Here is a 24,558-nt window from a genome sequence, read left to right on the forward strand (position 1 = left end):
CCAAAGGCCTCAGGCCTTTGGTGGCTGCGCGGCACTGCCGCGCAGGTGCAGAGAGGGGCGAAGCCCCTCTCAAGAGCGTGTCAGCGCCCGAGCCCGTCCCAGAACTCCTTCACCTTGGCGAAGAAGCCCTCGCTTTCCGGGCTGGATTGCTGGCCGGACTTGCCGCCCTCGCTCTCGAACTGCTCCAGCAGTTCGCGCTGGCGCGGCGAGAGGTTTTGCGGGGTTTCCACCGCCACCTGCACATACATGTCGCCGCGCGCGGCGGAGCGCAGCACGGAGAAGCCCTTGCCGCGCAGGCGGAACTGGTCCCCCGTCTGCGTCCCGGCGGGGATGGTGACGCGGGAGCGCCCGCCATCGATGGTGGGCACCTCCACCGCCCCGCCGAGCGCCGCCTGCGTCATGCGCAGCGGCACGCGGACGAAGATATTGGCCCCGTCCCGCTGGAACAGCGCATGCGGGCGGACGGCGATATCGACGTAGAGATCCCCCGCCGGCGCGCCGCGCAGCCCGGCCTCGCCCTCGCCCGAGAGGCGGATGCGCGTGCCATCCTCCACCCCGGCCGGGATGGTGACGTTGAGCGTGCGCTCGCGCTGCACGCGCCCGGCGCCCGCGCAGACCTTGCAGGGGTTCTTGATGACGCGCCCGGTGCCGCCGCAGGTGGGGCAGCTCCGCTCGATCAGGAAGAAGCCCTGCTGGGCGCGCACCTTGCCGGCGCCGCCGCAGGTGGTGCAGGTCTGCTGGGCGCTGCTGGCCTTGCCCTCGGCCCCCGTGCCCTCGCAGGCGTCGCACTGGACGCTGCTCTGGACGCGGATGGTCTTGCGGGTGCCGGCGAAGGCCTCCTCCAGGGAGATGGTCATCTCCTGGCGCAGATCGGCCCCGCGCCCGGCGGCGGCGCCACCGCCGCGCCGGCCGCCGAACTGGCCGAACATCTCGGCGAAGATGTCCTCGAAGCCACCGGCGCCGAAGGGGTTGCCGCCGAAGCCGCCCCCCCCACCAGCCCCAGGCCCGCCGCCCTCGAAGGCGGCATGGCCGAAGCGGTCATAGGCGGCGCGCTTCTCGGCGTCCTTCAGGACGTCATAGGCTTCGTTGACCTCCTTGAAGGCGGCCTCGGCCTCCTTGTCACCCGGGTTGCGGTCCGGGTGATACTTCATGGCGAGCTTGCGGTAGGCCTTCTTCAGGTCCTCCTCGCTCGCGCCCCGGGCCACGCCCAGGGTCTCGTAGTAGTCCTTTTTGGCCATGGCGCGGCCTGTCCCCCAAGCTCCGGAACGAAGCGGCGCCCGGCTTTGTCAGAAGCCGGGCGCCCGATGCTCAGCGCGTCACGCCGCGCGGCGCGGCACGCCTCAGCCGGGCTTCTTCTTGCTGGGGTCGACATCCTCGAACTCGGCGTCGACGACCTTCTCACCGGGCTTGGCGTCGCCACCCGGAGCCGTACCACCGGGGGCGGCGCCCTCGGCCGGGCTGGCCTTGTAGATGGCCTCGCCCATCTTCATGGCGGCGGCGCCCAGGCGCTCGGTCGCGGCCTTGATGGCCTCGGCATCCTCGCCATCCTTGGCGGAGCGGGCGGCCTCCAGCGCGGCCTCCACCTCCTTCTTCTCGGCCTCGCCCACCTTCTCGCCATTCTCCTTCAGCGTCTTCTCGGTGCTGTGGATCAGGCTGTCGAGCTGGTTGCGGGCCTCCACCGCCTCGCGGCGCTTCTTGTCGGCGGCGGAATTGGCCTCCGCCTCGCGCACCATGCGCTCGATGTCGGAGTCGGACAGGCCGGACTTGGCCTGGATCTTGATCTGCTGCTCCTTGCCGGTCGCCTTGTCCTTGGCGCTGACGGAGACGATGCCGTTGGCGTCGATGTCGAAGGAGACCTCGATCTGCGGCACGCCGCGCGGGGCGGGGGCGATGCCGGTCAGGTCGAAATTGCCGAGCAGCTTGTTATCCGCCGCCATCTCGCGCTCGCCCTGGAACACCTTGATGGTGACGGCGGTCTGGTTGTCGTCGGCGGTGGAGAAGGTCTGGCTCTTCTTCGTCGGGATCGTCGTGTTGCGGTCGATCAGGCGGGTGAAGACGCCACCGAGGGTCTCGATGCCGAGGCTCAGCGGGGTGACGTCGAGGAGAAGAACATCCTTGACCTCGCCCTTCAGCACGCCGCCCTGGATGGCGGCGCCGATGGCCACGACCTCATCCGGGTTGACGTTGCGGGCCGGCTCCTTGCCGAAGAACTGCTTCACGACCTCGATGACCTTGGGCATGCGGGTCATGCCGCCGACCAGGATCACCTCGTCGATCTCGCCGGCGGAGAGGCCGGCATCCTTCAGCGCCTGGCGGCAGGGCTCCAGGGTCCGCTGCACCAGGTCGTCCACCAGCGCTTCCAGCTTGGCGCGGGTCAGCTGCAGCACGAGGTGCTTCGGGCCCGAGGCGTCGGCGGTGATGAAGGGCAGGTTGATCTCGGTCTGCTTGGCCGAGGACAGCTCGATCTTCGCCTTCTCGGCGGCCTCCTTGAGGCGCTGCAGGGCGAGCTTGTCGCCGCGCAGGTCGATGCCGTTCTCCTTGCGGAACTCATCGGCCAGGTAGTCGATGACGCGCTGGTCGAAATCCTCGCCGCCCAGGAAGGTGTCGCCGTTGGTGGACTTCACCTCGAAGACGCCGTCGCCGATTTCCAGCACCGAGACGTCGAAGGTGCCGCCGCCAAGGTCATAGACCGCGATGGTGCCGGTGGCCTTCTTGTCCATGCCATAGGCGAGCGCCGCGGCCGTCGGCTCGTTGATGATGCGCAGCACCTCGAGGCCGGCGATGGCGCCCGCCTCCTTGGTCGCCTGCCGCTGGCTGTCGTTGAAATAGGCGGGGACGGTGATGACGGCCTGCGTCACCTTCTCGCCGAGATAGGCCTCGGCCGTCTCCTTCATCTTGGTCAGCACATTGGCGCTGATCTGCTGGGGGGCCTGCTTCTGCCCGCCGGCCTCGACCCAGGCATCGCCATTGTCGGCGCGGATGATCTTGAAGGGGGCGAGGCCCGCTTCCTTCTGCACCATCTTGTCATCAAAGCGGCGGCCGATCAGGCGCTTGACGGCGAAGAGGGTGTCGGTCGGGTTGGTCACCGCCTGGCGCTTCGCGGCCTGGCCGACCAGCCGCTCGCCATTCTTGGCGAAGGCCACCATCGACGGCGTCGTGCGCGCGCCCTCGGCGTTCTCCAGCACCTTCACATCGCCGCCTTCCATGATGGCGACGCAGCTGTTCGTGGTGCCGAGGTCGATGCCGATAACCTTGCTCATCCGAGTTCTCCTCCTGGCGGATGGGGGTGGCCCTTATCCCGGCGCCACGCCCATCCCCGCTGCTCATCAGGCGATCTGGGGGTCTGCCACCCGGTCGGGTGGCTCCGCTGGCGATGTATTCAGCCCGGGCGCTCCGGACAAGGGCGCTTCGTCAGGGCTGCGCAAAAAATGTGCAATTAACGGCCGTCTCGTGCCAGTAACGAGATACCGCAGGCGCTTGCCATTGCGCGGATCCGTGGCCTCGCCGGCCGTCTCAAAGCCGAGCCGGGCATGGAAGGCCATGCTGCCGGGGTTGGGCGGGTCCAGGTTCACCTCGCAGCCGAGGCGGGTGAAGCCGGCGCCCGCCGCCCAGGCGGCGAGGGCGGCGTAGAGGGCGCGGCCGAGGCCACGGCCCTGCGCCGCGGCCTCCACCACCACGCGGTCGATATAGGCCGCCTCGGGGTGGTGGGCCTGCATCCAGGCGTGGTTCGGGCCGGTGGCCGGCCCCTCCGGCCCCAGCGCCAGCAGGAAGCCGAGCGGCCGCCCGCCCTCCCACACCGCGCCGCTCCACGCCGCCCGGGCGCAGAGGGCGGCGAAGCCCTCCGGCGGCAGGGCGTTCACCGCCTCCGCGTGCTGGTTGTTCAGGGCCAGCAGGGCGGGCTGGTCGGCCGGGAGGATGCGGCGCGGGACGGGCGGCATCAGGCTGTCTGCGACAGGCCTTCGCCGGCGACGACGACCATGGCGGGCTTCAGCAGGCGGCCATTCAGCGTCCAGGCCGGTGTCCAGGCCTGGAGGACGGTGCCGGACTCCACGCCCTCCGGCGGCGGCTGCTGGGCCATCGCCTGGTGCAGCTCGGGGTCGAAGGGCTTGCCGGTGGCGTCGTGGCGGGCGATGCCGTTGCGCTCCAGCAGGGCGAGGAAGGCGCGCTCGACGCCTTCGAAGCCGCCGCGCAGCTTGGTCAGCAGCTCGGCCTCGCCTTCGGCGGCGGGGGGCAGGGCGTCCAGGCCGCGGCGGAGGTTATCAGCCGCCTCCACCACGTCGCGGGCGAATTTCTGCACGGCGAAGGCACGGGCCTCCTCCACCTCGCGCTTGGTGCGGGCACGGAGGTTCTGCATCTCCGCTTCGGAGCGCAGCCAGCGGTCCTTGAGCTGCGTCACCTCGGCTTCCAGCTCGGCGATGCGGGCCAGGGCGTCGGCGGGCTGCTCGGGGGTGGGCTGGGTGTCGGCCGTGGGGGTGGTCTGTTCGGTCATGTCAGGATCGATCTTTTCAGCCATGCTGCGGGGCGACAAGCCCGTTTCGCCCCTCACCTAGGCAACCGCCCCACCAAGAGCAAGCGCAAGGCAGCAAAGCCGGCGCCTGTTGATGAGAGGGGCTTCGCCCCTCTCATACTCTCCCCACCAAAGGCCTGAGGCCTTTGGAAACCCATTCGTGAGTTCCTCCTCAAGGCCGCCGGCGGCTCTCCCGCCCCGATTTCACTTCGTTGCATCTTGACCAGAACCCCGGGCATGGCATCTGCAAGCGCATGTCCGAGCATCGTCCCCGCGTCGCCATCATCCTGTTCAACCTGGGAGGACCCGACGCCCCGGAGGCGGTGCGGCCCTTCCTGGAGAACCTGTTCCTCGACCCGGCCATCGTGCGGCTGCCGCTGCTGCTGCGCTGGCCGCTGGGCAAGTTCATCGCCGCGCGCCGCACCAGGGCGGCCAGCGAGAACTACGCCATCCTCGGGGGCAAGTCGCCGCTGCTGGAGCTGACGGTGGCGCAGGGCGAGGCGCTGCAGGCGGCGCTGGCGCCGGAGATGGAGGCGCGCTGCTTCGTGGCGATGCGCTACTGGCACCCCTTCGCCGAGGCGACGGCGCGCCAGGTGAAGGAATGGGGGGCGGACGAGGCCATCCTGCTGCCGCTCTATCCGCAGTTCTCCACCACCACCAGCGGCTCCTCGATCGACGACTGGAAGGCGGCCTGCGCCAGGGTCGGGCTGGACCTGCCGAGCAAGACGCTGTGCTGCTGGCATTCGGACGAGGGCTTCGCCAGGGCCACCGCCGCCCTGGTGCAGTCCTCCTATGACAAGGCCCGCGCCGAACTCCCCGCCGATGTGAAGTTGCGGATCCTGTTCTCCGCCCATGGCCTGCCGGAGAGCATCGTCAAGCGCGGCGACCCCTACCAGTGGCAGGTGGAGCAGAGCGTGGCGGCGGTGGTGGCGCAGCTCGACATTCCGGGGCTGGACCATCAGGTGTGCTACCAGTCGCGCGTGACGCCGCAGAAATGGATCGGCCCCTCCACCGAGGAGGCGCTGGAACAGGCGGCGCATGAGAAGGTGGCGGTGCTGGTCTGCCCCATCGCCTTCATCTCCGAGCATTCCGAGACGCTGGTGGAACTGGACGTCGAGTATAAGGAACTGGCGCACAAGCTGGGCATCCCCGGCTATTTCCGCGTGCCGGCGCAGAACAGCGATGAGGGCTTCATCGCCGCCCTGGCCGGGCTGGTGCGGCGGGTGCGCGGCGGCAGCCGGGCGCTGTGCTCCTTCGCCGGCGGCCGGCAATGCCCGAAGGCGCACAAGGACTGCCCGCACGCCCGCGCCCGGGCCGCGGCGTGATGGCCGGCCCCACCCCGCCCCGCGCCATCCTCTTCGACTGCGACGGGGTGCTGGCCGATAGCGAGGCCCTGGCCGCCCTGGTGGTGGCCGAGGATCTCTCCGCCCGCTTCTGGCCGGTGGCGCCGGAGGAGTGCCGGGATGTCTTCCTCGGCCGCGCCGTGCCGGACATGGTGCAGGTGGTCGAGCAGCGCTTCGGCCGCGTGCCCGACACCTGGCCGGCCGAGATCGCCGCGCGGCTGACGGAGCGGATGGGGCGGGAGGTGGTGGCGGTGCCCGGGGCGCTGGCGGCGCTGCGGCGGCTGCGCGCGGCGGGGCTGCCGCTGGCCTGCGCCTCCAACTCCTCCCGCGCCGAGCTGGCGGCGAAGCTCGGGCGGCTGGGCATCCGCGATCTCTTCGAGGGGCGGGTCTTCTCCTTCGAGGATGTGGAGCGGCCGAAGCCCTATCCGGATCTCTATCTCGCCGCCGCCGCCGCCTGCGATGCGGCGCCGGAGGAATGCGTGGTGGTGGAGGACAGCCTGCCCGGCATCCGCGCCGCCCGGGCCGCCGGCTGCCGCGTGCTGGCGCTGGTCTGGGAACTGCCGGAGGCACTGCTGCGCGCCCAGGGCGCCGAGCCCTTCCGCCACATGGACGAGCTGCCCGCCCTGCTGGGAGTGGCGTGAGATGGATCTGGGCTTCCTCCTCCCCTGGTATCCCTGGGTGAAGTCGCTGCACCTGATCGCGGTCTTCGCCTGGATGGCGGGGCTGTTCTACCTGCCGCGCCTTTACGTCTACCACACCCAGGTGGCGGCGGGCTCGCCGCAGTCGGCGCTGTTCAAGGTGATGGAGCGCCGGCTGCTGCGCGCCATCATGAACCCGGCGATGATCGCCGCCTGGCTCTTCGGCCTCACTTTGGTGCTGACGCCGGGGGTGGTGGACTGGAAGGCCGGCTGGTGGCACGGCAAGCTGACCGGGCTGATCGGCATGACGCTGTTCCACCATGTGGTCAGCGCCGGGCGGAAGGCCTTCGCCGAGGACCGCAACCGGCGCAGCGAGCGCTACTGGCGCATCGCCAATGAGGTGCCGACGCTGCTGCTGATCCTCATCGTGATCATGGTGATCGTTAAGCCTTTTTGAATAAAACCGGGGGTTGTGCCGCGCGGCGCGGGAAATCCTTGAAACAGAGTGTGAAAAGCACCAGATGGCCCATTGACGGGACGGTGCGCCCGCCCCTAGCGTTGCGCTGCTTCCCGTCGATGGCGTGAGACAGGCCATCGCCCGGCCTTCCGGGCGGGCTTTTTCTGGCGCCGAGACTCCCTCCTCCTGATCCGGGACATGGCTGGCCGCGCATGCCGCGCGGTTCCGGCCCGCCGGTGGGCCACGCTGCCCGCCCCGCGACATGTCCCGCTGCTCCCGCCGGAACGGAATGCGTCCGACCCATGCATCTTTCTGACCTCAAGGCCAAGAGCCCCGCCGACCTGCTCGCTTTCGCTGAGTCTTTGCAGATCGAGAACGCTTCCACCCTGCGCAAGCAGGACATGATGTTCGCGATCCTGAAGCAGCTGGCGGAGAATGATCAGGCGATCCATGGGGATGGCACCCTGGAAATCCTGCCGGACGGCTTCGGCTTCCTGCGCTCGCCCCAGTCCAACTACCTGCCTGGGCCGGACGACATCTACGTCTCCCCCGCCCAGGTGCGCCGCTTCGGCCTGCGCACGGGCGACACGGTGGAGGGGCAGATCCGCGCGCCGAAGGACGGGGAGCGCTACTTCGCCCTGCTGAAGATCAACACCGTCAATTTTGAGCCGCCCGAGGCGCTGCGGCACCGCATCAACTTCGACAACCTGACGCCGCTCTACCCGACCCGTCGCCTGAAGATGGAGAATTCGGAGTTCGAGAGCGTCGCGAAGGGGATGCAGAAGGACTATACCCCGCGCGTCATCGACCTCGTGGCGCCGATCGGCATGGGCCAGCGCGCCCTGGTCGTCGCGCCGCCGCGCACCGGCAAGACGGTGATGCTGCAGAACATCGCCCGCAGCATCAGCCTGAACCACCCGGATGTCTTCCTGCTCGTCCTGCTGATCGACGAGCGCCCGGAAGAGGTCACCGACATGGCCCGCACCGTGCGCGGCGAGGTCGTGGCCTCCACCTTCGACGAGCCGGCCACCCGCCACGTGCAGGTGACTGAGATGGTGCTGGAGAAGGCCAAGCGCCTGGTCGAGCACAAGCGCGATGTCGTCATCCTGCTCGACTCCATCACCCGCCTGGGCCGCGCCTATAACTCGGTCGTCCCCTCCTCGGGCAAGGTGCTGACGGGCGGCGTGGACGCCAATGCCCTGCAGCGGCCGAAGCGCTTCTTCGGCGCCGCCCGCAACATCGAGGAAGGCGGCAGCCTCACCATCATCGCGACCGCCCTGATCGATACCGGCAGCCGCATGGACGAGGTGATCTTCGAAGAGTTCAAGGGCACCGGCAACAGCGAGCTGATCCTGGACCGCAAGCTCTCGGACAAGCGCGTCTTCCCGGCGATCGACATCACCAAGTCCGGCACCCGCAAGGAAGAGGTGCTGATCGACCGCGCCACCCTGACGAAAATGTGGGTGCTGCGCCGCATCCTGAACCCGATGGGCACGCAGGACGCGATGGAGTTCCTCCTGGACAAGCTGAAGTACAGCAAGACCAACCAGGACTTCTTCGACGCCATGAACACCTGATTCTTTTTTCAGGCTGCCGCTGTCTGGTGGGAAGGCGGGACGCTGCATCGGCAGCGTCCCGCTTTTTTTTCGGGCTGCCGCGCCCGGGCGGGCAGGCGGGGCGCGGCCGGCAGAGGCTTCGCCCACGGGCCCGGTTGCGCGAGGCGCGCCGTGCAGCGTCCCGCGTCGTCACGGCCCCGCGGCAGCCTGAAAGAAAAGCCTGAAAGAAGGGGCTGGTCTTCGGCGGCTGCGCTGGTCAGGCCCTGTGGTGCCGCTAGGCTCTCTCTCAAGAGGACATAAGGCGGAGAGATGGACGGAATGCAGGGCAAATCCTGGCAGGGTGTATCAGTGGCCGAGTTGGAGCGGGCTTCGCACACGGCGGTGCCGGCGCTGCGCACCGCCTTTGACGGGCCGTTCCTGTTGCGCGCCTTCCTGGGTGGCACGGGGCGGGCCAATGCCGTCAGCTCGCTGGACCCGGCGCCGGATGGCGGGCTGGAGGCACGCCTCGCCCGCATCGAGGCCGCCTATGCCCGGATGGGCCTGCCGGCGCGCTTCCGCTCCACGCCGCTCGACCCGCCGGGGCTGGAGGAGGCCCTGCTGGCCCGCGGCTATGAGGAGCATGACGAGTCCCTGGTGATGGCCGGGCCGCTGCTGCGCTTCGCCGCGCCGGATGCCGCCGTGGAAATCCTGGACCGGCCGAATGAGGACTGGCTCTCCGTCGTCGCCAGCGCCGATTACCAGACCGAGCAGCGCCGGGCGGAGAAAGTGCAGGCGCCGGACATGATGCTGCTGCCCGCCGCCTGGCTGCTGCTGCGGATCGATGGCAGGCCGGCCGTCTCGGGGCAGGTCGCCTCCGATGGGCAGCTGGTCGGGTTCTTCGATATCGCCACCATGCCGGAATTCCGCCGCCAGGGTCTGGCCGGGCGGCTGATCGCCGCCGGGGGGCATTGGGGGCAGCAGCACGGGGCGCTGACCGGGTGGCTCCAGGTCTCCGCCGCCAACCCGGCCCGCAGCGTCTATGAGCGGCTGGGGCTGCGGGAAATCTACCGGTACCGGTATTTTCTGCCGAAGGCGTAAGCGGCGCCTGTGGCCTTGAGGGGGCTTTGCCCCCTCACCCCCAGCAGGGGACAAGGTCCCCTGCACCCGCTATCAGTTGGGAACCCACGGATGGGTTTCCAAAGGCCTCAGGCCTTTGGTGGCTGCGCGGCACTGCCGCGCAGGTGCAGAGAGGGGCGAAGCCCCTCTCAAGACCCCGTCAGGCGCCTCTCAGGGAATGAAGACGGTGCTGCCGGTGGTCTTGCGCGCTTCCAGGGCGCGGTGCGCCTCGGCGGCGTCCTTCAGCGGGTAGGTCTGGTTGACCTGGATCTTCACGGCGCCGGAGAGCACCACCGAGAACAGGTCGGTGGCGGTGGCGACGAGGTCGGCATGCTTCGCAGTGTAGGTGGCCAGGGTGGGGCGCGTCAGGAAGAGCGAGCCCTTGGCGGCCAGGACGCCGATATCCAGCGGCGGCACGGGGCCGGAGGCATTGCCGTAGGACACCATCATCCCGAAGGGGGCGAGGCAGTCCAGCGAGGCCATGAAGGTGTCCTTGCCCACGCTGTCATAGACCACCGGCAGCATGGCGCCGCCCGTGATCTCCTTCACCCGCGCGGGGAGGTCGTCCTGCCCGGCGATCAGCACATGGTCGGCGCCATTGGCGCGGGCCAGTTCCGCCTTCTCCGGGGTGGAGACGGTGCCGATGACGGTGCAGCCGAGCTGCTTCGCCCATTGGCACATGATGAGGCCGACACCGCCCGCCGCCGCGTGGATCAGGATGGTCTCGCCCGCCTTCACCGGATAGGTGCGGCGGAGCAGATACTGCGCCGTCATGCCCTGGAGCATCATGCCGGCGGCGGTCACGTCGTCGATGCCGTCGGGCAGCTTCACCAGCCGGTCGGCCTTGATGGTGCGGGCCTGGCAATAGGCGCCGATGGGCGCCATGGCATAGGCCACGCGGTCCCCCACGGCGAGGCCGGTCACCGCGCTGCCCACCGCCTCGATGCGGCCGGCGGCCTCCATGCCGAGCGTGGCGGGGAGGGAGGGCAGCTTGTAGAGGCCGGTGCGGAAATAGACGTCGATATAATTCAGGCCCACGGCGCCATGGCGGACCAGCACCTCATCCGCCTTGGGCGCGGGGACGGGCACTTCCTCCCACACCATCTTCTCGGGGCCGCCATGTTCGTGGATGCGGATGGCATGGTTCATAGGAGCGTTCCTTGCTGGCGCAGGGTGCGACGTTCGAGTTCGAGAAGATAGCGTTTCGTTTCGGGGCCTTCGCCACCGGAATAACCGCCCAGCCGCCCGCCCGCGCCGATGACGCGGTGGCAGGGGATGAGGATGGGAATCGGGTTGGCGCCATTGGCCTGCCCCACCGCGCGCGCGACGGAGCCGACGGCCAGCGCCAGTTCCGCGTAGCTGCGCGTTTCGCCGGCGGGGATGTCGCACAGCGCGGCCCACACCTTCTTCTGGAAGGTGCTGCCATAGGGGGCCAGCGGCAGGTCGAAGCGCGACCGCTGGCCGTCGAAATAATCCTGGATCTGGTCGCGGGCGGCGAGCAGGAGAGGGGTCTCTTCCTGGTCGCGGCCACGTCCCCAGTCGAGCGCCACGATCGCTCCGTCCTCCTCGGACAAAGTGAGCGTGCCGAGGGGGGTGAGGAAGGAAAGCTGCGGCATGCGGTGGCGATTCGACACGCTCCGGCGCCAGCGTCAAGGGTTCCCTGGTCCGGCCCGCGGTAGGGGATTACATGTGCGGCGGGCTGGCCCTGCCGCCCGCCCGCCGAGGAGACGCCCCGTGACCCAGCCCGCCGATCCGCCGCCCTATTTCCAGGCGCATCTCTTTGTCTGCTGCAACCGCCGCCCGGATGGCCACAGGCGCGGCTCCTGCGCCGCGCGCGGCAGCGAGGCGCTGAAGGACTACATGAAGGCCCGCGCCAAGGAGCTGGGCATCCCCGGCATCCGCGTCAATCAGGCGGGTTGCCTGGACCGCTGCGAGTTCGGCCCCGTTCTGGTCATCTACCCCGAGGGCATCTGGTACCGCGCCGAAAGCCGCGAGGACATCGACGAGATTTTGCAGGCGCATCTGGTCGAAGGCGGCCGTGCCCGCCGGCTGATGCTGACCGAGCATGATGTTCCCTGAAGGCGGGGTCCCCGAAACGACCGGGGGTGGCCCGGCCACCCCGGCGGAGGGGTCCAGGGAAGGCGGCGCCTTCCCGGGCCAGCCGATGGACACGATTTTCGCCCTGGCCTCGGGCAGTGCCCGCGCGGCGGTTTCCCTGCTGCGCCTCTCCGGCCCCTCCAGTGCCGCGATCCTGTCCCGCCTCACCACCCTGGCCCTGCCGCGCCCGCGTGAGGCGAGCCTGCGCCGCCTGCGCCACCCGGAGAGCGGCGAACTCCTGGACGAGGCCCTGGTCCTCTGGTTCCCCGCCCCGCGCAGCTACACGGGCGAGGATTCGGTGGAACTGCACCTGCATGGCGGCCGCGCCGTGCTGGAAGGTGTCACCGGGGCGCTGCTGGCCTGCGGCGCCCGCCCCGCCGAGCCGGGCGAGTTCACCCGCCGCGCCTTCCTGCATGGCCGGCTGGACCTGACCGCCGCCGAGGGCATCGCCGACCTGATCGCGGCCGAGACGGCGGCGCAGCGGCGGCAGGCGCTGCGGCAGGCCGGGGGCGCGCTGGCCACCCGCTATGCCGGGTGGAGCGCGCGGCTGACCCGCCTGCTGGCGCACCAGGAAGCCGCCATCGAATTCGCCGAGGACGGCATCCCCAACGACCTGGAGGACGAGGTCCGCGCCGGTTCCGCCACCCTGGCCGCCGAGATCGCCGCGCATCTGGCCGATGGCGGGCGGGGCGAGCGCCTGCGGGAAGGGCTGTGGGCGGCCATCGTCGGCGCGCCGAATGCCGGGAAATCCTCCCTGCTGAACGCGCTGGCGGGGCGGGAGGCCGCCATCGTCTCCGCCCGCGCCGGCACGACGCGGGATGTGGTGGAGGTGTCGCTGGATCTCGGCGGCGTGCCCGTGCTGCTGGCGGATACCGCCGGGCTGCGCGAGACGCCGGACGAGATCGAGGCCGAGGGCGTGCGCCGCGCCCGCCGCCGGGCGGAGGAGGCGGATCTGGTGATTGCCGTCTTCGCCGCCGACACGGCGCCGGATGCGGAGACGCTGGCCCTGCTGGCGCCGGGCGTGGTGGTGGTGGCGAACAAGGTGGATCTCGCCCCGGCGCCGCGGGAGATCGGGGGATTTGCGCCGCTCGCCCTCTCCGCGCGGGGCGGGGAAGGGCTGGAGGCGCTCCGGGCGGTGCTGGAAGAAAAGGCCCAGGCGCGGGCCGGGCTCAGTGAGGAAGCCAGCCTGACGCGGCCCCGGCATCGGGCGGCGCTGCGGGAGGCTGTGGGCTGGCTGGAGGAAGGGGGGCGGGTGCCGCTGCCGGAAGTGACGGCGGAATGTCTCCGGGCCGCGCTGCGGGCGCTCGGGCGGCTCACCGGGAAAGTCGGGGTGGAGCAGGTGCTCGATGTGGTGTTTGGGGAGTTCTGTATCGGGAAATAAGAGGGTGGGGGCGCTTCCCCCACACCCCCGCCGGGGTGGCAAGGCCACCCCGAACTTCCCGTGGGGAACCCCGCTTTCCGTTTTTGTCACAGCAGAAGGGCGGCGTGGCTGCTATAGGGCGCCCATGCACGAGAACGCCTTTGACGTCGTGGTGGTCGGCGGCGGGCACGCCGGCACCGAGGCCGCCGCCGCCGCCGCCCGCTGCGGCGCCCGCACCCTGCTCCTGACCCACCGGATCGAAACCCTGGGGGAAATGTCCTGCAACCCGGCCATTGGCGGCGTCGGCAAAGGGCATCTGGTGCGCGAGGTCGATGCGCTGGATGGGCTGATCGGCCGCGCCGGGGATCAGGCGGGCATCCATTTCAAGCTGCTGAACCGCAGCAAGGGCCCGGCCGTCCGCGGCCCGCGCGCCCAGGCGGACCGCGCCCTTTACCGCCAGGCCATCCAGGCCCTGCTGCGCGCCCAGCCCGGCCTCACCCTGCGCGCCGAGGCCGCCGGGGAGATCGAGCGCGATGCCGCCGGGCGGGTCTGTGCCGTGATCACCGAGGGGGGGGCGCGCATCGCCTGCGGGGCCGTGGTCATCACCACCGGCACCTTCCTGCGCGGCGAGATCCATATCGGCGAGACGCGCCGCCCGGCGGGGCGGGTGGGGGATGTGCCCTCGGTGCATCTGGCCCGCGCGCTGGAGCGGCTCGGCCTGCCGATGCGGCGGCTGAAGACCGGCACGCCGCCGCGCCTCGATGGCCGCAGCATCGACTGGGCCAGCCTGGAGATGCAGCCCGGCGACGCGGTGCCGGAGCCGCTCTCCTGGATGACGGAGCGCATCACCAACCCGCAGGTGCAATGCGGCATCACCGCCACCACGCCGGAAGGCCATGCGCTACTGCGCGCCAACCTGCACCGCGCCCCCATCCATTCCGGGCAGATCCAGGGGGTGGGGCCGCGCTACTGCCCCTCCATCGAGGACAAGATCACCCGCTTCGCCGGGCGGGAGCGCCACCAGATCTTCCTGGAGCCGGAGGGGTTGGAGGACCACACGGTCTATCCCAACGGCATTTCCACCAGCCTGCCGGAGGATGTGCAGCGCGCCTTCATCGCCTCCATCCCCGGGCTGGAGCGGGCGGTGATCCTGCGTCTCGGCTATGCCATCGAATATGACCATGTGGACCCGCGCGCCCTGCGCCCGACGCTGGAGTTGCGCGACGTGCCGGGCCTGTTCCTGGCCGGGCAGATCAACGGCACCACGGGGTATGAGGAGGCGGCGGCGCAGGGTCTGCTCGCCGGGATGAACGCCGCCGCCCTGGCCGGCGGGGCGGGGGAGGGGCGCATCCTCGCCCGCACCGAGGCTTATCTCGGCGTGATGGTGGATGATCTGGTGCTCCAGGGCGTCAGCGAGCCTTACCGGATGCTGACGGCGCGGGCGGAGCACCGGCTCTCCCTGCGCGCCGACAATGCCGGGCTGCGGCTGACGGAGCAGGGCATTGCCTGGGGCGTGGTGGGGCCGGAGCGGGCGGCGCGGTTCCGCGCCTTCGCGGTGGCGCTGGCCGATGCCCTGGCGCGGGCGCGGGCGGAGGGCGGCACGCCGGCGGCCTTGCAGGCGGCGGGCATTCCCATCAACCAGGATGGCCGCTGGCGCAGCCTGCTGGAGGTGCTGGCCCTGCCGGATGTGCCCACCCCCGCCGTGGAGGCGGCCTTCCCCTGGCTGCGCGACCTCGCCCCCGGCCTGCGGGCGCAGGTGGAGGCCGAGGCGCTCTATGCCCCCTATCTGGAGCGGCAGGCCGCCGAGCTGCGCCTGCTGGAGCGGGAGGAGCGCCTGGCCATTCCGCGCGGTCTGGACTTCGCCGCCATCCCCGGCCTGAGCAATGAAATGAAGCAGCGGCTCGGCGCCGCGCAGCCGGAGACGCTGGGCGGGGCGGGGCGCGTGCCCGGCATCACCCCGGCGGCCCTGGCCGCCCTGGCCGTCCATCTGCGCCGCCGCCAGGAGCGTTCCACGTGAAACACGATCTCGCCCTCCACCCCCTCCCGCCCGCCGTCGTTTCACGTGAAACCGAAACGAAGCTGGAGGGCTTCCTGGCCCTGCTGCTGCGCTGGAATGCGCGGATCAACCTCGTCGCCAGCCAGGACCCTGTCCTGCTGCGCCAGCGCCATATCGCCGACTCCCTCCAGCTTCTGCCGTTGCTGCCGGAGGGGGAGGGGGTGATGGCCGATCTCGGCTCCGGTGGCGGCTTCCCCGGCCTCGTCCTCGCCATCGCCACCACCCGGCCCGTGCATCTGGTGGAGTCCGACCGCCGCAAGGCCGCCTTCCTCCAGGCCGCCGCCGCCGAGCTCGGCCTTGCCCATGTGAAGGTCCATGCCGAGCGCATCGAGGCCGTCCGCCTGCCGCCCATCGCCGTGCTGACCGCCCGCGCCCTGGCGCCCCTCGAAAAAATGCTGCCCTGGGCCGGGCGCCTGCTGGCGCCGGAGGGCTTCGCCCTCTTCCCCAAGGGCCGCACGGCGGATGAGGAGTTGCGCGCCGCCGCCCCGGGCTGGACAATGCAGGTGGAGCGGTTCAAGAGCATGACCGACCCTGATGCCTCCATCCTCAAGCTGTCCGGAATCCGCCGTGTCGGCGCCTAAGACCTCCCTGCGCCGTATCGCGCTCGCCAACCAGAAGGGCGGGGTCGGCAAGACCACCACCGCCATCAACCTGGCCACCGCCCTGGCCACCAAGAAGCGCGTCCTGGTCATCGACCTCGACCCGCAGGGCAATGCCTCCACCGGCCTCGGCCTGCCCCGCGCCGAGCGCGGCGCCGGCTCCTATGCCCTGCTCGTCGGGCAGAAGCCGCTGGCCGAATTGCTGCGCCCCACCAAGGTGCCCGACCTCTTCCTCCTCCCCGCCGATAATGATCTCGCCGGCGCGGAGATCGAACTGGTCGGCATGGAAAGCCGCGAGCACCGGCTGCGCCTCGCCCTGGAAGCCTCGGCCGAGACGCTGAAGGGCTTCGATTTCATCCTGATCGACTGCCCGCCCTCCCTCGGCCTGCTGACGCTCAACGCCCTGGTGGCGGTGGAATCCGTTCTGATCCCGTTGCAGACGGAGTTCTTCGCCCTCGAAGGCGTCTCGCAGATCACCCGCACCATCGACCGGGTGAAGCGCGTGCTGAACCCCGGCCTGACGCTGGACGGCATCGTGCTGACGATGTTTGACCGCCGGAACAATCTCTCCGAGCTGGTCGCCGCCGATGTCCGCGCCTTCTTCCGTGAGAAGGTGTTCGACACCGTGGTGCCGCGCAACATCCGGGTGAGTGAGGCGCCCTCGCACGGGCTGCCGGTGCTGCTCTATGATCCGCGCTCCACCGGGGCACAGGCCTATGTGAAACTGGCCGCCGAGTTGCTGCGGCGTGAGCGTGCCCGGGGGAGCAAGGCCGCATGAGTGGACGCAAGCCGCCCCGCCTGGGCATGGGGCTTTCCGCCCTGCTGGGGGACCAGAACGCCGTCACCCCCGCCAGCCCTGGCGCCAGCATCCCGCGCAGCCTGCCGGTCGAGGCCATCGAGCCCGGACCCTTCCAGCCGCGCGGGCCGATCGACCAGTCCGGCCTCGCCGAACTCGCCGCCTCCATCCGCGAGCACGGGGTGTTGCAGCCCATCCTGGTGCGGCCCAAGCCGGGGGTGCCGGGCACCTACCAGATCATCGGCGGCGAACGCCGCTGGCGCGCCGCGCAGCTCGCGCAGAAGCACGAGGTGCCGGTCTATGTGCATGAGCTGGATGACCGCGCCGCCCTGGCCGCCGCGCTGGTGGAGAACCTCCAGCGCGAGGATCTGAACGCGCTGGAGGAGGCACAGGGCTACCGCCGCCTCACCGATGAGTTCGGCCTGACGCAGGATGCGCTGGGCCAGGCCGTGGGCAAGAGCCGCAGCCATGTGGCGAACACGCTGCGCCTGCTCGCCCTGCCGCCCAAGGTGCGGGAGATGCTGGCCCGTGGCAGCCTCTCCGCCGGCCATGCCCGCGCCCTGCTGACGGCGCCGGACCCGGTGAAGCTGGCGGAGATGGTCATCACCCGCGGCCTCAATGTCCGCCAGACGGAGGCCCTGGTGGCCACGGCGGAGAAGCTGAAGCCCGCCACCGGCCCGGTCAGCCCGGATGCCGATACCAAGGCCCTGGAACGCGACCTGATGACCCGGCTGGGCCTGAAGGTGGCCATCAACCACGGCCGGAAGGGCGGGAAGATCACCATCAATTACAAGGATCTGGATCAGCTTGATGGGTTGATCCGGCTGCTCTCGCCGTCCTGAGACGCGCGGGGGCGCTGCCCCCGCACCCTCGCCGGGGTGGCAGGGCCACCCCATACTTCCTTTGGGGACCCCGCCATCCGTTTTGCGTCCCGCCTGGACGGGAGACGGCGGCAGCCTGACAGAAAAAGATGATGGGGGCCTGGGGGAAGAATTCATTCTTCCCCCAGTGTTTTTCTTCCCCTCCAGATTTTTTACAGCCGCCTTTTGAGCGCCACCGCCTGCCGTGCCAGCCCCAGCACCGCCGCGCGGGCGATGGTATCATCCGGGATGGGCCGTGCCGCCGAGCTGGACTTGGCGCGTTTCTCGGCGTCCAGCAGGCTGGTCCCGGCGGCTTCCAGCAAGGCCGGGCTCCACAGCCGCAGCGCGCGCTCGAAGGCCGGCTTCTGGCGGAAGAAGACGGGCGGCTTCAGCGCCTCCATCGCCGCCGCCGCCGGCTGCCCGCGCGCCACGGACAGCGCCGCCAGATGCAGCCGCTGCACATGCCGCAGCGCCGCGCGCAGCACGGCGATGGGGCTGGCCCCCTCGGCCAGGGCGGTTTCCAGCGCCCGGTCCGCCACCGGCAATTCCCCGGCGGTGGCGGCGGCCAGGGCCTCATCCAGGTCCAGGCTGGAGCCTTCCCCGGCACAGGCCAGCACATCCTCTTCCGAGAGCCGCCCGCCCGCCCCGGCATAGAGGGCGAGCTTCTCCACCTCGCGCCGCAGCAGCAGCCGGTCCTCGCCCAGGCGGGAGGCCAGCCAGTCCAGCGCCGCCGGTTCGGCCGAGGCGCCCTCCGCCTGCAACATCCGGCTGATGCTGGCCGCCAGCTCCGCCCCGCGCTCGCGGTAGCAGGGGAGGACGGCGGCATCCTTCGCCGCCTCCAGCAGGGCGCGCAGCTTGGCGCGGGCGGGGAGTTCCCCGGCCTCCAGCACCAACAGCGCCTCGCCGGGGCCGGCCAGGGCCTCCTTCACGGCGGCGGCCAGGCTGTCATTGGCGTCGCGCACCCGCACCAGCCGGCGCCCGCCGGTCATGGAAAGGGCGGCCATCTCCCCGGCCAGGGCGCCCGGCTTCGCGGCGGTCTCGCGCGGCAGCTCGGCGAGGCGGAAGGGGTCGTTGCCGCCGGCCACGCTGGCCACCAGAATCTCGGCGCGCTCATGGATCAGCCCGGCATCGTCGCCATGCAGCAGCACGGCACGGCAGGCGCCAGGATCGGCCAGGAAGGCCGCCGCGCGGCGGGGGTCGAGCTTTGCCATGCCAGGAGGGCGGCCCGCGGCCTCAGCCCGCCGCGGGCTCGCGCAGCCGCGCCGAGAGGCGCAGCACGATCCCTTCCGCCAGCTGGTCCATCAGCCGCTGCAAGGTGGCATCGCGGGAGAAATCGGCGGCGAAGAACTGGTTGTCCGGCACGTTGTAGGAGTCGGTGGCGCGCTCCGTCCCCTCCAGCCGCACGCTGGGGGCGGTGCCGCGCGTCACCAGCTGCCAGGTGGCGGTGACCGTGTAGCGCACGCGGGAGGCGGTGCCGTCGCGCCGGTAGCCCTCCGGCTCCGTGCCCAGCTGCAGGCTGGTGCGCAGCTCGTAGAGCGGCGTGGCGGCGCGCCCGGCGGCGCCCAGGCGCTGTTGCAGGCTGCGACGCAGCAGCTGCCCGAGCCGCTCCGGAATCAGCGCCACCTCGGTGGCGGCCAGGGTTTCGCGCACGCCGGGTTCGCCCGCCGCGCCGCTCCCGGCCTCGGCCGGGGCATAGACGGGGCGGAAGCCGCAGCCGGCCAGCGGCAGCGCCGCCAGCACCCCGCCCAGCAGGGCCCGGCGGGACGGGCCCGCCCCGCCGCGCCCGGCCTCAGACGACGAAGTTGACGATGCGGCCTGGGACATAGATGCGCTTCCTGATGGGGCGCCCGTCGATGGCGCGCTGCACATTCTCCTCCGCCTCGGCGGCGGCGAAGACGGTGGCCTCGTCGGCGCCGACCGGCACCGAAATGGTGCCGCGCAGCTTGCCCAGCACCTGCACGGCCAGGGTGATGCTCTCCGCCTTGGCCAGTTCGGCATCCGAATCGAGCCAGGGCAGGCCCGCCACCAGGCCCGCACCGGGGCGCAGCAGCGCCCAGAGCTCCTCGGCCAGATGCGGCATCATCGGGCTGACGAGCCGCGCCACGGCCTCCAGCGCCTCGCGCCGGGCGGCGCCATCGGCCTCCGCCGCCGCCTCGATGGCATTGGCGAATTCATGGATGCGCGCCACGGCGACGTTGAAGGAAAAGCCTTCCAGCGCCTCCGTCACCGCCGCGATGGTGCGGTGGGTGGCGCGGCGCAGGTCGCGCGTGGCGCGGTCCGGCTCGGCGGCGTGGGGCGCCTCGGGGGCGGGCAGGGCGGGCAGCGCCGCCTGCACCAGCCGCCACAGCCGCTGGCTGAAGCGGAAGGCGCCGGAGACGCCGGATTCCGTCCACTCCATATCCCGCTCCGGCGGGTTGTCGGAGAGGATGAACCAGCGCGCCGTATCCGCCCCGAAGCGGTCGATGATGGCGCCGGGGTCGATCGTGTTGCGCTTCGACTTCGACATCTTGTCGTTGCGCGCGACGAGGACGGGCAGGCCGGTTTCCTTGTCCGTGGCGCTGCCATCGGCGGCCACGTCCACCTCATCCGGCGCCAGCCAGCGGCCATCCTGCGTCTTGTAGGAGGCGTGCTGCACCATGCCCTGGGTGAACAGCCCGGCGAAGGGCTCGGGCGTGCCCAGCAGGTCCAGGCCGTGCAGGGCGCGGGTGAAGAAGCGGGAATAGAGCAGGTGCAGGATCGCGTGCTCGATGCCGCCGATATACTGGTCCACCGGCAGCCAGGCGCGGGCGGCCTCGGCCTTCAGCGGCGTCGCCGCCTTCGGCGCGGTGAAGCGCGCGAAGTACCAGGAGGAGTCGACGAAGGTGTCGAAGGTGTCCGTCTCCCGCCGCGCGGCGCCGCCGCAGTGCGGGCAGGCGACGTGCTTCCACGTCGGGTGGTGGTCCAGCGGGTTGCCGGGCCGGGAGAAATCCACATCCTCCGGCAGCACCACCGGGAGCTGTTCCTCCGGCACCGGCACCACGCCGCAGGCCGCGCAGTGCAGGACCGGGATGGGGCAGCCCCAGTAGCGCTGGCGCGAGACGCCCCAGTCGCGCAGGCGCCAGTTCACCACGCCCGTGCCGGCGCCCTGCTTCTCCAGCGCGTCGATGGCGGCGCGCTTGCCCTCGGCGGTGCCGAGGCCGTCCAGGAAGCCGGAATTGTAGAGGGTGCCATCCTCGGTATAGGCGGTCCTGCCGATGGCGAAGCTGGCCGGGTCCTCGCCCGGCGGCAGGATGACGGGGGTGACGGGCAGCCCGTATTTCCGCGCGAAGTCGAGGTCGCGCTGGTCGCCCGAGGGGCAGCCGAAAATGGCGCCCGTGCCGTATTCCATCAGCACGAAATTGGCGACCCAGACCGGGAAGGTCGCGCCTTCGATGAAGGGGTGCTTCACGCGCAGCCCGGTGTCGATGCCGCGCTTCTCCGCCTGCTCGATCGCCGCTTCCGAGGTGCCGAGGCTGCGGCACTCGGCGATGAAGGCGGCGATCTCCGGGTTGCCCTCGGCGGCGGCGGCGGCCAGCGGGTGCTCCGCCGCGACCGCCAGGAAGGACATGCCGAACAGCGTATCCGGCCGGGTGGTGAAGACCTCGACGCTCTCATGCCCGGCCCCGCCGGAACCCACGGGGGCTTCGAGCGCGAAGCGCACGCGCGCGCCCTCGCTGCGGCCAATCCAGTTGGCCTGCATCAGCTTCACCCGCTCCGGCCAGCGCTCCAGCCCGTCCAGGGCGGCAAGCAGCTCCGGCGCGAACTTCGTGATTTTCAGGAACCACTGGGAGAGCTGCTTCTTCTCCACCACGGCGCCGGAGCGCCAGCCGCGGCCATCGATCACCTGCTCATTGGCGAGCACCGTGTGGTCCACCGGGTCCCAGTTCACCCAGCTTTCCTTGCGCTCGACCAGCCCGGCCTTCAGGAACTCCAGGAAGAGCTTCTGCTGCTGGCCGTAATAGCTGGGGTCGCAGGTGGCGAATTCGCGGTCCCACTCGATGGATAGGCCCATGCGCTTCAGCTCGGCGCGCATATTGGCGATGTTCTGGTAGGTCCAGGCGGCGGGATGCGTGCCACGCTCGCGCGCCGCATTCTCCGCCGGCAGGCCGAAGGCGTCCCACCCCATCGGGTGCAGCACCTGGAAGCCGCGCGCCCGCTTGTAGCGTGCCACCACATCGCCCAGCGTGTAGTTGCGCACATGGCCCATATGGATCTTCCCCGACGGGTAGGGGAACATCTCCAGCACGTAATACTTGGGCTTGCTGCCATCCGGCACGTCCGGCGCGGCGAAGCACGCGCCCTCTTCCCAGGCTTGTTGCCAGCGGGGCTCGGCGGTGGCGAAGTCGTAGCGGGCGGGGGTGGTGCTGTCGTTCATCGGGCCAGGGCAATCACGCAATGCGGGTGAAGGCATAGGGTGTTGCGGCGCCGATGGGAAGGGCGGGCTGGCCCCGGTGGGAAAACTGGGGGAAAACTGGGGGAAAACTGAAAAAAAAGGCCAGGGGAAGGTATTCCCCTGGACCCCTTCTTTTTCTGCCAGGGCCGGGCGCCGCTGGCGCCCGGCGGCCGCTCAGCGCGCGGCGGTCTGGCTGCGCAGGTCGCGGGCGCGGGTCAGAACCTGGTTCTCCAGGTCGGTCGCCGTCGCCTGGGCCACCGCGGCATCCACCCAGGCGCCGCCGCGCAGCTCCTGGCGGAAAACAGAAATCTTCACGCCATCGGAACGCAGCTGGCGGCCCATGATGTAGGCGGTGGCGCGGAAACGCTCGCTCGGCGTCGCCGGCGGGGAATACCAGTCGGTGATGATGACGCCGCCAAACGGATCGGCCGAGGAGAGCGGCAGGAAGGACAGCGTGTCCAGCGTCGCCCGCCACAGATAGGCGTTGACGCCCAGCCCGCCCTCAGCCCCGGCGCCGCTGCCGGACTTGCTGGAGCGGTCGGTGCCCATGACGAGCAGGCCATCCTGCTCACCACTCATCCGCCCGGCGACGCGGGAGCGCCCGGCATCATTGTGGTACTCGTCATTCTCGACGATACGCCCGCCACTGCAGGCCGCCAATGCCAGGAGCATCAGGGGCGCAGCGACCAAGGGGCGAAGGATCAGCGCGGCTCGGGCACGGTGCTTCAGCATACCGGTGACTTACGTCTCTCTGGCTGAGCGAGGCAAGCGGGAAAAAGAGAAGGGCGGCAGGTTGCCCTGCCGCCCTCCCTGATCCGGTCTCCCGAAGGAGATCAGAAGGCGAAGCGGAAGCCCGTCAGGAACACCTGGCCGTCCACCGAGTTGTTGGCGGTGGTGCCGCTGGCAGCGCGGGTGGAGAAGTTGTAGCCGGCCTCTTCGATCTTGAAGGAGGTGTACTCGGCCACGTACTCGATGCCCGGGGCGACGCGGTAGGTGCCGCCGATGCTCCAGCCCTTGTCGGTGCGGCCGCCCGTGGTCACGGTGCGGGACTGCACGCCGACCGAGCGGGTCTCGCCGTACTGCGTGCCGACCGTGAAGGCGCCCATGGTGTAGGACAGGCCGACGTTGAAGGCCTCGAAGTTGCGGTCGTCGCCGGCAACCTTCAGGCGCGGGGTGTAGAAGCCGTAGCCGGCGTCACCGAACAGGTACTGACCGCCAACCAGGAAGCCGTAGGCCGACAGCTGCAGGCCGAGCTGGCCGACATTGATGCGGTCGGCGGAGACGCCGCTGGTGTTCTTCACGACGTCGGCGCCGAAGTAGCCGGCGGTGGCGCCAATGCCAACGCCCGAGAAGCTGCCGCGGTAGCGGATGACAGCGTTGATCTCGTTGCGGCGCTGCGCGATCGTGTTGCTCGAGGTCGAGGCCAGCGTGTCGCAGCTCGTGTTGGAGCTGGTGCAGCCGTTCAGCGGGCCTTCGCCGGTGTTGAAGGCGAAGCTGGCGCCGAAGTCGAAGCCGGCGAACTGCGGCGACATGTAGATGATCTTGGTGGCGTCGCCGGCGTCAGAAGGCTGGCTCAGCACCGGGCGGTTATGCGCCACGCTGTCATAGAAATCGCCGTCCAGGCCGCCGGAGGCGAAGTTCGCCACCTGGCCCTGGCTCATCAGCGCCCAGACGGGGTCTTCGTCACCCATGCGGACCTGGCCGAAATCGCCGGCCACGTAGCCCCACGCCTCGTCGAGGTCGAGCGAGTTCTTGCTGTTCGTGCCCGAGGTCGCCTGGCGGACGCCGTCGTTCTGGACCTCGATCGCCACACCGTAGCGCAGGCCGTTGGCGGCCTTGCCGTTGGCGACGAAGTGCAGCTCAACTTCCTGCGCGAAGTCGGACTTGCCCATGTTGGCAGCCGAGGTGTTGGCGTAGTCGAGCGTGGTGTTCGAGTAGTAGTAGCGGAAGTAGCCGCCGACGCGCACTTCCAGGTCGCGGTGCGACATAACAGCCGGGCCGGCGGCCCGGAACGGATCGGCGCCCTGCGCCATCGCGCCGGTCGAGGCCATCACAACGGCGCCGACCACAGCGGTCGTGCCCAGCAGAAGCTTGCGCATCCCAAATCCTCCTCACGCGCCGGCGTATCCGGCAGGTCCCGCGGCCCCCTGTCCCCCTCGACAGGTGTCCGCCCTAGAAAAAGCGGACCGGTCAGGCCTTGGCGCGGACTATGGTTCAGCCCCGTAAAGGCGGGCAATGCTCCGTATGCCGTTGACGCGACTTCATTGAAACACTGTGTCTTGATTGCAACAGGGCCGTGATCGCCGCCAGCCCGCAGCAGGGCGCGGGCAGCCGCCCCGCCGTCTCCGGCACGATCCCCCCCAGCGCCACCACCGGCCGCCCCGCCCGCCGCGCCAGCGCCCCCCAACGCCAGGGGCCGAGCGCCGGGGCGCCCGGATGGCTCGGCGTCGGAAAGGCAGGGGACAGGAACAGAACATCCGCGCCCAGCCGCCGCGCCCGCCGCAGCCCGGCCGGGCCATGCGCGGCACAGCTCAGCAGCGCCCAGGGCGCGCCGCGCCGCCGCGCCAGCAGGAAGGCCAGCACGCCAGGACCGGGTGCTCCTGTGCCGGGTGTCCCTGCGCCGGGCTCGCGGTCCGGCCAGTGCAGCCCGGCCCGCAGCCGCAGCGCCCCCCGCGCATCGCCACCCAGCAGCAGCGGGCCAGACCCCCGCGCACCCCCCCGCCGCTCCCGCGCCACCGCCCCCACCAACCCCCGCGCCACCCCCCGCGCCACCACCCCCCCCC

At 70.7% G+C, this 24,558-nt stretch carries 23 protein-coding genes; 11 read left to right on the forward strand and 12 right to left on the reverse strand.

What is annotated here, in order from left to right:
• Positions 1-80 precede the first annotated feature (80 nt).
• From dnaJ to NON00_RS19900, 4 genes are all read right to left on the reverse strand, one after another.
• Positions 81-1,238 (reverse strand): molecular chaperone DnaJ, encoded by a 1,158-nt coding sequence (dnaJ, locus tag NON00_RS19885; RefSeq protein WP_256024453.1) that lies wholly within the window; start codon positions 1,236-1,238, stop codon positions 81-83.
• 102 nt (positions 1,239-1,340) lie between these two features.
• On the reverse strand, positions 1,341-3,260 hold the full coding sequence (dnaK, locus tag NON00_RS19890) for a molecular chaperone DnaK (protein ID WP_256024454.1): 1,920 nt from the start codon (positions 3,258-3,260) through the stop codon (positions 1,341-1,343).
• A gap of 66 nt (positions 3,261-3,326) precedes the next feature.
• Entirely contained in the window at positions 3,327-3,938 is a 612-nt protein-coding gene (locus NON00_RS19895) for a GNAT family N-acetyltransferase (RefSeq protein ID WP_256024455.1), read from the reverse strand.
• Complete coding sequence (locus NON00_RS19900) at positions 3,938-4,513, reverse strand: nucleotide exchange factor GrpE (protein ID WP_370688746.1); 576 nt, start codon at positions 4,511-4,513, stop codon at positions 3,938-3,940. Before NON00_RS19900 ends, NON00_RS19895 begins: the two co-directional genes overlap by 1 nt.
• Before the next feature lie 248 nt (positions 4,514-4,761).
• On the opposite strand from NON00_RS19900, the gene hemH reads away from it, so the two are divergent.
• From hemH to NON00_RS19925, 5 genes are all read left to right on the forward strand, one after another.
• Complete coding sequence (gene hemH / locus NON00_RS19905; protein ID WP_256024457.1) at positions 4,762-5,832, forward strand: ferrochelatase; 1,071 nt, start codon at positions 4,762-4,764, stop codon at positions 5,830-5,832.
• Positions 5,832-6,491 (forward strand): HAD family phosphatase, encoded by a 660-nt coding sequence (locus NON00_RS19910; protein WP_256024458.1) that lies wholly within the window; start codon positions 5,832-5,834, stop codon positions 6,489-6,491. Before hemH ends, NON00_RS19910 begins: the two co-directional genes overlap by 1 nt.
• Position 6,492: 1 nt before the next feature.
• On the forward strand, positions 6,493-6,945 hold the full coding sequence (gene hemJ, locus NON00_RS19915; protein WP_256024459.1) for a protoporphyrinogen oxidase HemJ: 453 nt from the start codon (positions 6,493-6,495) through the stop codon (positions 6,943-6,945).
• A gap of 302 nt (positions 6,946-7,247) precedes the next feature.
• Entirely contained in the window at positions 7,248-8,522 is a 1,275-nt protein-coding gene (gene rho, locus NON00_RS19920; protein ID WP_256024460.1) for a transcription termination factor Rho, read from the forward strand.
• Positions 8,523-8,810: 288 nt separating this feature from the next.
• Positions 8,811-9,578: a GNAT family N-acetyltransferase gene (locus NON00_RS19925; RefSeq protein WP_256024461.1), complete on the forward strand. Its 768-nt coding sequence runs from the start codon at positions 8,811-8,813 to the stop codon at positions 9,576-9,578.
• A 189-nt stretch (positions 9,579-9,767) separates the two neighbouring features.
• Here NON00_RS19925 and NON00_RS19930 read toward each other — a convergent pair whose 3' ends face one another.
• Positions 9,768-10,745 carry a quinone oxidoreductase gene (locus NON00_RS19930; protein WP_256024462.1) on the reverse strand — a complete coding sequence of 326 codons (978 nt, stop codon included), beginning with the start codon at positions 10,743-10,745 and terminating at the stop codon, positions 9,768-9,770.
• Positions 10,742-11,212 carry a methylated-DNA--[protein]-cysteine S-methyltransferase gene (locus NON00_RS19935; RefSeq protein WP_256024476.1) on the reverse strand — a complete coding sequence of 157 codons (471 nt, stop codon included), beginning with the start codon at positions 11,210-11,212 and terminating at the stop codon, positions 10,742-10,744. Before NON00_RS19935 ends, NON00_RS19930 begins: the two co-directional genes overlap by 4 nt.
• Positions 11,213-11,330: 118 nt before the next feature.
• Between NON00_RS19935 and NON00_RS19940 the strand changes: the two genes are divergently transcribed.
• The 6 genes from NON00_RS19940 (at position 11,331) to NON00_RS19965 (ending at position 17,346) form a co-directional block, all read left to right on the forward strand.
• The gene (locus tag NON00_RS19940) at positions 11,331-11,675 is read left to right on the forward strand and encodes a (2Fe-2S) ferredoxin domain-containing protein (protein ID WP_256024463.1); all 345 of its coding nucleotides are present in this window, start codon (positions 11,331-11,333) and stop codon (positions 11,673-11,675) included.
• 85 nt (positions 11,676-11,760) lie between these two features.
• Positions 11,761-13,074, forward strand: a complete 1,314-nt coding sequence (gene mnmE, locus NON00_RS19945; protein WP_256024464.1) for a tRNA uridine-5-carboxymethylaminomethyl(34) synthesis GTPase MnmE — start codon at positions 11,761-11,763, stop codon at positions 13,072-13,074.
• A gap of 124 nt (positions 13,075-13,198) precedes the next feature.
• Positions 13,199-15,070, forward strand: a complete 1,872-nt coding sequence (gene mnmG, locus NON00_RS19950; protein ID WP_256024465.1) for a tRNA uridine-5-carboxymethylaminomethyl(34) synthesis enzyme MnmG — start codon at positions 13,199-13,201, stop codon at positions 15,068-15,070.
• Positions 15,067-15,690, forward strand: a complete 624-nt coding sequence (gene rsmG / locus NON00_RS19955) for a 16S rRNA (guanine(527)-N(7))-methyltransferase RsmG (RefSeq protein WP_256024466.1) — start codon at positions 15,067-15,069, stop codon at positions 15,688-15,690. Before mnmG ends, rsmG begins: the two co-directional genes overlap by 4 nt.
• A complete protein-coding gene (locus NON00_RS19960) occupies positions 15,644-16,486 on the forward strand; it encodes a ParA family protein (RefSeq protein WP_256024467.1) in 843 nt (280 codons plus the stop codon). Before rsmG ends, NON00_RS19960 begins: the two co-directional genes overlap by 47 nt.
• Positions 16,483-17,346: a ParB/RepB/Spo0J family partition protein gene (locus tag NON00_RS19965; RefSeq protein ID WP_256024468.1), complete on the forward strand. Its 864-nt coding sequence runs from the start codon at positions 16,483-16,485 to the stop codon at positions 17,344-17,346. The genes NON00_RS19960 and NON00_RS19965 overlap by 4 nt, the downstream gene beginning before the upstream one ends.
• A 191-nt stretch (positions 17,347-17,537) precedes the next feature.
• Here NON00_RS19965 and holA read toward each other — a convergent pair whose 3' ends face one another.
• The 6 genes from holA to NON00_RS19995 form a co-directional block, all read right to left on the reverse strand.
• The gene (holA, locus tag NON00_RS19970) at positions 17,538-18,575 is read right to left on the reverse strand and encodes a DNA polymerase III subunit delta (protein ID WP_256024469.1); all 1,038 of its coding nucleotides are present in this window, start codon (positions 18,573-18,575) and stop codon (positions 17,538-17,540) included.
• Positions 18,576-18,597: 22 nt separating this feature from the next.
• Positions 18,598-19,188, reverse strand: a complete 591-nt coding sequence (lptE, locus tag NON00_RS19975; RefSeq protein ID WP_256024470.1) for an LPS assembly lipoprotein LptE — start codon at positions 19,186-19,188, stop codon at positions 18,598-18,600.
• Positions 19,154-21,757, reverse strand: coding sequence for a leucine--tRNA ligase (leuS, locus tag NON00_RS19980; protein WP_256024471.1), 2,604 nt, complete (start codon positions 21,755-21,757; stop codon positions 19,154-19,156). The genes lptE and leuS overlap by 35 nt, the downstream gene beginning before the upstream one ends.
• A gap of 192 nt (positions 21,758-21,949) precedes the next feature.
• Positions 21,950-22,447: a DUF3576 domain-containing protein gene (locus NON00_RS19985; protein WP_256024473.1), complete on the reverse strand. Its 498-nt coding sequence runs from the start codon at positions 22,445-22,447 to the stop codon at positions 21,950-21,952.
• A 161-nt stretch (positions 22,448-22,608) separates the two neighbouring features.
• Positions 22,609-23,874, reverse strand: coding sequence for a porin (locus NON00_RS19990; RefSeq protein WP_256024475.1), 1,266 nt, complete (start codon positions 23,872-23,874; stop codon positions 22,609-22,611).
• Between the two features lie 115 nt (positions 23,875-23,989).
• The coding region (locus tag NON00_RS19995) for a thiamine phosphate synthase (RefSeq protein ID WP_305123476.1) at positions 23,990-24,558 on the reverse strand (569 nt) is incomplete at its 5' end.

It is taken from the genome of Roseomonas sp. GC11 (assembly GCF_024437745.1).
Lineage (GTDB): Bacteria > Pseudomonadota > Alphaproteobacteria > Acetobacterales > Acetobacteraceae > Pseudoroseomonas.